This window comes from Flavobacteriales bacterium, assembly GCA_021739695.1.
Taxonomy (GTDB): domain Bacteria; phylum Bacteroidota; class Bacteroidia; order UBA10329; family UBA10329; genus UBA10329.
The window spans coordinates 111,452-118,611 of sequence record JAIPBM010000012.1 but is presented as its reverse complement, the minus strand read 5'-3'; the positions used below and the strand labels follow the sequence as shown (position 1 = coordinate 118,611).

The window sequence follows — 7,160 nt, the reverse complement described above, 5'->3', positions numbered from 1 at the left end:
TTGGAGAAGATCAGATCTTCTACTGCAATCAGCGTGGTTTGGACACCGAGCAGGCCATCGGCCTTATCGTGAATGGATATTGTAAAGAAGTGTTGAACAAGCTTCCAATGGAATTTGCCGTGGAAGCGCAGAAACTACTAGCGATTTCGCTGGAAGGAAGTGTTGGATGATAATGAACCGCAAAGACGCCAAGATAGCGCTGAGTTCGCAAAAAATACTCCGCGCCCTTTGCTAAAACTTTGTGTCTCCGCGGTTAAAAAGATAAACGAATGAGCTTGTTAAGTATAAAAAATCTGAAAGCCCGCGTTGAGGAGAAAGACATCCTCAAGGGATTTAACCTGAGCGTAAATCCGGGCGAAGTGCATGCCATTATGGGACCGAATGGTTCGGGAAAAAGCACTCTGGCGTCCGTGTTGGCGGGAAATGAAAGCTACGAAGTGACGGGTGGTGAAGTTGATTTCAATGGAAAAGACCTGTTGGATATGGCTCCTGAAGAACGTGCCCGTGAAGGACTGTTCTTGGCGTTCCAATATCCAGTTGAAATACCTGGCGTGAGCAACGTCAACTTTATGAAAAATGCGGTGGCCGAAGTGCGTAAGCATCGTGGTTTGGAGCAGTTGGATGCGAAGGATTTCCTCGCTTTCATGCGAGAGAAACAGCAATTGGTAGAGTTGAGCGGAAACTTAGCTGGACGCTCGGTTAACGAAGGTTTTTCTGGAGGAGAGAAGAAGCGAAACGAGATTTTTCAGATGGCGATGCTTGATCCCAAATTGGCCATTTTGGATGAAACGGACAGCGGTTTGGATATTGACGCGTTGCGAATTGTGGCAAGTGGAGTGAACAAATTGCGGACGAAAGACAACGCTTTTATCGTAATCACCCACTATCAGCGATTGCTGGATTACATCGTTCCTGATTTTGTTCATGTTCTGTACAACGGAAAGATCGTACGTTCGGGCACAAAAGAATTGGCGCTTGAGCTAGAAGAGAAAGGCTACGATTGGATCAAAGAAGAATTGGCTGAAGCATGAGCGAAGCGATGACAACTTCGATTTTGAGTGATTTGGTGGCTGGGCCAAAAAGTCCAGCTACTTACAAGGTCATTCGTTCGGAAGCCGAAGGTTTTTTAGCTGAAAACGGTATTCCTTCCAAGAAGCACGAGCTTTGGAAATACACCAATATTAAGCGCTTGTTTGACAATGGTTTGCTTTTCGTTTCTGACAAATGCAGCATTTCAAATTCCAAGGTTTCCGGTCTTGAAATAACTTGGTCTGACGATGAGAAATTGATCGGGTTAAGCGGAATTCACAGCAAAGAAGCACACGCGGCATTGAACACGGCTTTGTTCGGCAAAGCTCTGGTTGTCCGAGTGAAAAAAGGAACACACCTTGAGGAAGAATTGGTGTTGAACCAAGTGGTTGATTTGCTGGATGGTGAATTTACAGCGACTCGTCTGTTCATCGTTCTCGAAGAAAATTCATCCTTGAAATGTCAATACCATTTCTTGGGTTCGGGAGCTGAAAGCTCGTTGCTTAATCACGCAACTGAAGTTTTGGTTGGAAAAAATGCTCGACTGGAATTGAATTTCGTTCAAGAAGTTGGAAGAGGAAACCTTATGACAACCACAGAAGTGAGTTGCGAGCGCGATGCGAATTTCACCACCAATTGCATTCAACTGAGCGGAAAACTCATCAGAAATAACCTCAACATCCGCCTAAAAGGCGAAAATGTAGAGACACATCTGAACGGTTTTTACATGATCAATAGCAACGAATTGTTCGACAATCACACGCATGTCGATCACCTCGTTCCGCATTGCGATAGCAACGAGACCTATCGCGGTATTCTTTCTGGAAACGCAACGGGTGTTTTCAATGGGAAAGTGTTCGTTCATCGCGATGCGCAGAAGACCAACGGCTATCAATCAAACAACAATATTCTGTTGTCTGATGAGGCAACAATGAACTCAAAACCTGAGTTGGAGATCTATGCCGATGACGTTCGATGTTCGCATGGAAGTACAACAGGACAGTTGGATGAAGAGGCAGTATTTTACCTTCGCGCCAGAGGTTTGGATGAGTTCGGTGCTACGGCTTTGTTACTGACAGCTTTCGCAAGTGAAGTGCTGAATAGCATTTCGAACGAAGAATTACGTGCCATTCTCGAAGAGAAAATTCAAGCGAAGCTGAAAGAAATGCGTGCATGAGCGAACTGCTGACCGATATTGAAGCCATCCGAGCCCAGTTCCCGATCCTGAAAAGAGAGGTGAATGGGAAGCCACTTATCTACTTGGATAATGGCGCCACTTCGCAGAAGCCGCAGTCGGTCATCGATGCGATTTCGCATTACTACGAGTACGAGAATAGCAACATTCACCGTGGCGTACACACCTTAAGTCAGGATGCAACTGCTGCGTATGAAGATGTTCGGAAGAAAGTACAGAAGTTCATCAACGCCAAATATGATCACGAAGTGATTTTCACTTCTGGAACAACAGGCGGAATCAATCTCGTAGCTAGTTCATTTGGGGAAAATCTGGTTCGCAAAGGCGATGAGATTCTGATAACCGCCATGGAACACCACAGCAATATTGTGCCGTGGCAAATGCTCTGCGAGCGTAAAGGCGCCATTCTGAAAGTGATTCCGATTTCGAAGGAAGGTGAAATCGATATTGAAGAGTTTAAGAAACTGATCGGTCCGAAAACGGAGCTGATCTCGTTGGTGCATGTATCCAATTCCTTAGGAACCATCAATCCGATTAAGGAAATGATTGATATTGCGCATGCGCAGAACATTCCTGTGATGATTGATGGTGCACAAGCGATTCATCACATTCCGGTGGATGTGCAAGAACTCGATTGCGATTTCTATGTCTTTTCAGCCCATAAGATGTATGGCCCAACAGGCGTTGGAATTCTATACGGGAAAGAGGAGTTGCTGAATGATATGGCGCCTTGGCAAGGTGGTGGTGACATGATCAAGAATGTGACCTTTGAGAAGACGACTTACAACGAATTACCTCATAAGTTTGAAGCTGGAACACCCAACATTGCAGGCGGAATTGGACTGGGAGCGGCCATCGATTTCATTAACAGCATTGGCTACGATTTTATCGGTGAGCACGAAGCAGAACTTTCGCGCTTTGCGGTCAGTCAGCTGCGCGATATAAAAGGCCTTCGATTCATTGGAACTGCTAAGGAACGAGCTGGTCTGGTGTCGTTCGTGCTGGATGGAATTCATCCGTATGATACTGGTGTGATCCTCGATAAATTGGGAATTGCAGTGCGAACAGGACACCACTGTACGCAGCCGGTAATGAATTTCTTTGAAGTGCCAGGAACCGTGCGCGCCTCGTTTGCGGTATACAACACAAAACAAGAGGTGATCAGGCTTGTTGAAGGAATAGAACGCGTAAAACGAATGTTTTAATGGTAGGAACTGTGGGGAATATTGAACGGAAGGAACAAGAGATCATTGATGAGTTTTCACTTTTTGATGATTGGATGGATAAGTACGAGCACATCATTTCACTCGGTAAGGAATTGCCATTGATCGAGGAGGGCTTGAAGACAGAAGACCTGTTGATCAAAGGCTGTCAGAGCCGCGTTTGGCTACATGCCAAACTGGAAAATGGCAAAGTGATCTTTACGGCCGATAGCGATGCCATCATCACTAAAGGAATCATCAACCTGTTGATCAGCGTGCTTTCGAATGAAGAACCAGATGCGATTGTGAATGCCGATCTTTCTTTCATCGATCAGATCGGATTGAAAGAACATCTTTCTCCAACGCGTTCCAACGGATTGGTAAGCATGGTGAAGCAGATGAAATTGTATGCATTGGCATTCAAAACCCAATTGAACAACCCGTCATGAGTCTTTCGAACGAAGAAAAAAAGCAGATTGAAGAGCGCGTCATTGATGTGATCAGAACGGTTTACGACCCGGAAATTCCTGTGGATATTTACGAATTAGGATTGATCTATGAGGTGAAAGTGAACGATGACGCGCATGCAGAAGTACTGATGACGCTCACTTCTCCGTCTTGCCCAGTGGCAGAAAGCCTGCCTTTGGAAGTAGAAGAAAAAGTGCGTGGGGTGAAAGGTGTGCGAAGCGGAAAAGTAGAACTCACTTTCGATCCACCTTGGGATAAGGACATGATGAGTGAAGCGGCCTTGCTTGAACTTGGTTTTATGTAAAGAGCCCCTCCGACCTCCCCAAAGGGGGGCGGTTCCTCCTTTAAAAGGAGGTGCCGAGGAACGAGGCGGAGGATTTTATAAATGGCTTGAAGGATGACTGAAGAAAGCGAAATAAGAAACAAGGTTGCCGAAAGCAGCCTCATTACCTTCAACTTGGAAGACCTTTACCAAGTTGGTACTCGTCTTACATTCGACCTAAAAGATTTTTTGTTTGAAGGATTGATCCTACGGGAAAAGGACTACCGCGAAGAATTGAAAAACCTTGATTGGAGCGCGTTTCAATATGCTTTCGTGAACATTCAATGCTCGGCCGATGCCATTGTGCCGCAATGGGCATTCATGCTTGCAGCTACGTATTTGCAACCAGTTGCAAAGCGAGTGGTGATGGGAACTCCCGAAACCTTGGAAACCGTTCTGTACCAAGAATCGCTTGCCAATCTCGACTTAGAGCAATTCCGTGATGAACGCGTAATTGTGAAAGGTTGCAGCAAGTATCCTGTACCTACTTCAGCCTACGTTGAATTTGTCTCTAAACTCCGACCAGTAGCCAAAACCGTGATGTATGGTGAGGCTTGTAGTACGGTGCCGATCTTTAAGAAGTAACCACCACAAAAACAAAACCCCGCACGGGGCGGGGTTTCTTTCATTTTGATCGGTCTGATATTACTTGCTTCCAGTAAAATTCAAGATAACTGTTTGGCCATTTAGCGTTTGAGTTGCATTGAACGTAATCTGATTCCCGCTAAGAGAACCAGAACCTTCCATTGTGTAGGTTTGAACATCAACCACTTGTTGAAGCGGCATGTCGAATGAATTTGAGCCTGTAAGTTCGAAGTAATTGCTGCTACCTGTCAATCGGATACGCTGCACATTTCCAGAGAGCTCACTTAGTTCCAACGCACCGTTGGACGTTTGTCCATTCTGCGTATAAACGCCTACATAGTAACCGTAGAACTTCTCCCGCATTTCCACGCAGTCCTTATCTTCAAGTTCATACCAGTCATCACAGGTTTTCTTACATCCTGTTGTAGTTGTCAGCATCACAGCAGCAATACCGACCATCATCATTGCTTTTTTCATGGTTGAGATATTTGGAATCATTCATTTTGTTCAGCAATGATAATGAATGTTCGTCATAACGAACAAGTGTTTTTGCTAAAGTCCTCTCTTTCGGAAGGTGGATTCTGCCGAAAGACAAGTGTTGCAAAGATTAGGTGTGCGCATCAGGACGTTGCGTGAGCAACGTGGCATTGATCAGAAGCAATTTGCATTCGACTGTGAGATGAGTCGAACACAACTTCATCTAATTGAAAAAGGCGAGGCGAATCCACGTATATCCACTTTTATGAAGATTGCTAAAGGCTTTGAAATGGGACTTATTGAGCTATTCATGTGATAGAGACTAAACTCCGACCAATAGCCAAAACCGTGATGTTTGGTGAGGCTTGTAGTACGGTGCCGCTGTTTAAGAAGTAGTTCAAGGTTTAATGTTCAAGGTTCAAAGTAACGTTGACTTTGAACCTTAAACCGAGAAACTTACAGCTTCAAAACCCTGCTGGAAGTACGCTTGCCTGTTTCCAGATCCATTACCTGAATCAGGTAAGCACCCGCTGGAAGTTCGGTCAACGGAACATGGGTGCGTTGTTTCATTTTTATTGCGAACACCATTCTTCCCATGGCATCGTAAACCTCTAGCGTTTGGTCAGCATCTGAATTGGCAACAACCGTTACAACATCAGCGGCCGGATTCGGGTAGCACATAAGGTCGAAAGACGCTTCCATGGGTTCATCAACCGAAGTAACGGCACAGGCTATTGTAGATTCGATCGGTTCAGGTTCATAGTTGCCACCACCATTGGTTCCATTTGCCAACGGACCGGAATCATTATTTCCGCAGCCGAAGTAGGCGCCATCCGATCTTAGGAAAAGACTAATGTCGCCACCTGCAGCAATTTCAACGATGTTGCTCAACCCGCTCACCAATTGCACATATCCGTTTCCTTCAAACAGCGCATCATTGCCCAATTGGCCAAACAGGTCATCGCCAACGGTATAGACCGATCCGTCATTCAATAGGAACACCGAATGACCCCAACCTGCACTGATGGCACTTACCGAGCCCAGACCAATGGCAAGCACGGTGGGCGTATTGCCACCTCCGAAACCACCCAGTCCGAGCTGCCCCAGATCGTTTCTCCCACACGACCATGCCGTGCCATCGAACTTCACCATGATTGAATGCGCGAGACCTGCAGCGATCTTTTCCACACTGCTTACAACCATCTGAACGGGTACATCAGCGTTATTGTAGTTCTGCGTACCGAGCTGCCCGTCCTGATTGTAGCCACAGCCCCACACCTCGCCATTGGGCTTCAGAAACAATGAAAAGTACGAACCTGCAGCAATGGCACTTACTCCCGAAATGCCCACCTGCACCGGAACGTTGCTTGTGGTGGTACTGGCATTGCCGAGCGCACCGTAGTAGTTGTCGCCCGTGGCCCAAACAGTGCCATCGCTTTTGAGGAACAGCGAATGGAAATGCCCGGCCGAAACGGCAATGATGTCGGTGAGACCGGGTATCTGTAGCGGAACATTTGTACCCGTATAGTTGCCCAATCCGAGGCGGCCGTCCCAGTTTCGGCCACAGGCGTAAACCGTTCCATCCTCCATCAGGAAAAGTGTGTGCTCATCGCCAGCCGAAACAGCCGCAATGCCGGTCAGGTTCTGAACATCGACCGTTACGTTTGTTAGCGAGAGCAACTGACCCCAGCCCAATTGTCCGGCATTATTGCGCCCGGCCGACACGGCCGAACCAGTGGGGCAGATATAAACGGTGTGGCCGTTACCGGCAGCGATCGTTTGCGCATTGGCCGAACCAGCGCAAGCAAGCAAAAGGAAGAGTAGATATTTTTTCATGTTGAAGGAGTTGGAATTCAATCCCGAAATACGTTCAGACGGATTA

The 7,160-nt window shown here is 46.6% G+C and carries 11 protein-coding genes; 9 read left to right on the top strand and 2 right to left on the bottom strand.

What is annotated here, in order from left to right:
* The 7 genes from K9J17_09560 to K9J17_09530 all read left to right on the top strand — a co-directional run.
* Positions 1 to 170 (top strand): SufD family Fe-S cluster assembly protein (locus tag K9J17_09560; protein MCF8276970.1); only part of this gene is annotated, 170 nt, incomplete at its 5' end.
* Between the two features lie 105 nt (positions 171 to 275).
* The gene (sufC, locus tag K9J17_09555) at positions 276 to 1,031 is read left to right on the top strand and encodes a Fe-S cluster assembly ATPase SufC (protein MCF8276969.1); all 756 of its coding nucleotides are present in this window, start codon (positions 276 to 278) and stop codon (positions 1,029 to 1,031) included.
* The gene (gene sufD / locus K9J17_09550; protein MCF8276968.1) at positions 1,028 to 2,206 is read left to right on the top strand and encodes a Fe-S cluster assembly protein SufD; all 1,179 of its coding nucleotides are present in this window, start codon (positions 1,028 to 1,030) and stop codon (positions 2,204 to 2,206) included. Before sufC ends, sufD begins: the two co-directional genes overlap by 4 nt.
* A complete protein-coding gene (locus tag K9J17_09545; protein ID MCF8276967.1) occupies positions 2,203 to 3,429 on the top strand; it encodes a cysteine desulfurase in 1,227 nt (408 codons plus the stop codon). Before sufD ends, K9J17_09545 begins: the two co-directional genes overlap by 4 nt.
* A complete protein-coding gene (locus K9J17_09540) occupies positions 3,429 to 3,875 on the top strand; it encodes a SufE family protein (protein MCF8276966.1) in 447 nt (148 codons plus the stop codon). The genes K9J17_09545 and K9J17_09540 overlap by 1 nt, the downstream gene beginning before the upstream one ends.
* A complete protein-coding gene (locus K9J17_09535) occupies positions 3,872 to 4,198 on the top strand; it encodes a DUF59 domain-containing protein (GenBank protein MCF8276965.1) in 327 nt (108 codons plus the stop codon). The genes K9J17_09540 and K9J17_09535 overlap by 4 nt, the downstream gene beginning before the upstream one ends.
* Positions 4,199 to 4,291: 93 nt before the next feature.
* Positions 4,292 to 4,801 carry a DUF2480 family protein gene (locus K9J17_09530; GenBank protein MCF8276964.1) on the top strand — a complete coding sequence of 170 codons (510 nt, stop codon included), beginning with the start codon at positions 4,292 to 4,294 and terminating at the stop codon, positions 4,799 to 4,801.
* A 60-nt stretch (positions 4,802 to 4,861) separates the two neighbouring features.
* On the opposite strand, the gene K9J17_09525 is transcribed toward K9J17_09530, so the two are convergent.
* Positions 4,862 to 5,278, bottom strand: coding sequence for a hypothetical protein (locus K9J17_09525; protein ID MCF8276963.1), 417 nt, complete (start codon positions 5,276 to 5,278; stop codon positions 4,862 to 4,864).
* 97 nt (positions 5,279 to 5,375) lie between these two features.
* Between K9J17_09525 and K9J17_09520 the strand changes: the two genes are divergently transcribed.
* Together K9J17_09520 and K9J17_09515 are read left to right on the top strand one after the other, a co-directional pair.
* Entirely contained in the window at positions 5,376 to 5,594 is a 219-nt protein-coding gene (locus K9J17_09520; protein ID MCF8276962.1) for a helix-turn-helix domain-containing protein, read from the top strand.
* The gene (locus K9J17_09515; GenBank protein ID MCF8276961.1) at positions 5,585 to 5,674 is read left to right on the top strand and encodes a DUF2480 family protein; all 90 of its coding nucleotides are present in this window, start codon (positions 5,585 to 5,587) and stop codon (positions 5,672 to 5,674) included. Before K9J17_09520 ends, K9J17_09515 begins: the two co-directional genes overlap by 10 nt.
* Before the next feature lie 60 nt (positions 5,675 to 5,734).
* Here K9J17_09515 and K9J17_09510 read toward each other — a convergent pair whose 3' ends face one another.
* Complete coding sequence (locus K9J17_09510) at positions 5,735 to 7,114, bottom strand: T9SS type A sorting domain-containing protein (protein ID MCF8276960.1); 1,380 nt, start codon at positions 7,112 to 7,114, stop codon at positions 5,735 to 5,737.
* Positions 7,115 to 7,160: the final 46 nt, after the last annotated feature.

Bases quoted from the DNA above. Each gene is read 5' to 3' on its own strand.
- sufD (MCF8276968.1), top strand. From the start codon at position 1,028: ATGAGCGAAGCGATGACAACTTCGATTTTGAGTGATTTGGTGGCTGGG.
- K9J17_09545 (MCF8276967.1), top strand. From the start codon at position 2,203: ATGAGCGAACTGCTGACCGATATTGAAGCCATCCGAGCCCAGTTCCCG.
- K9J17_09540 (MCF8276966.1), top strand. From the start codon at position 3,429: ATGGTAGGAACTGTGGGGAATATTGAACGGAAGGAACAAGAGATCATT.
- K9J17_09535 (MCF8276965.1), top strand. From the start codon at position 3,872: ATGAGTCTTTCGAACGAAGAAAAAAAGCAGATTGAAGAGCGCGTCATT.
- K9J17_09530 (MCF8276964.1), top strand. From the start codon at position 4,292: ATGACTGAAGAAAGCGAAATAAGAAACAAGGTTGCCGAAAGCAGCCTC.
- K9J17_09525 (MCF8276963.1), bottom strand. From the start codon at position 5,278: ATGAAAAAAGCAATGATGATGGTCGGTATTGCTGCTGTGATGCTGACA.
- K9J17_09510 (MCF8276960.1), bottom strand. From the start codon at position 7,114: ATGAAAAAATATCTACTCTTCCTTTTGCTTGCTTGCGCTGGTTCGGCC.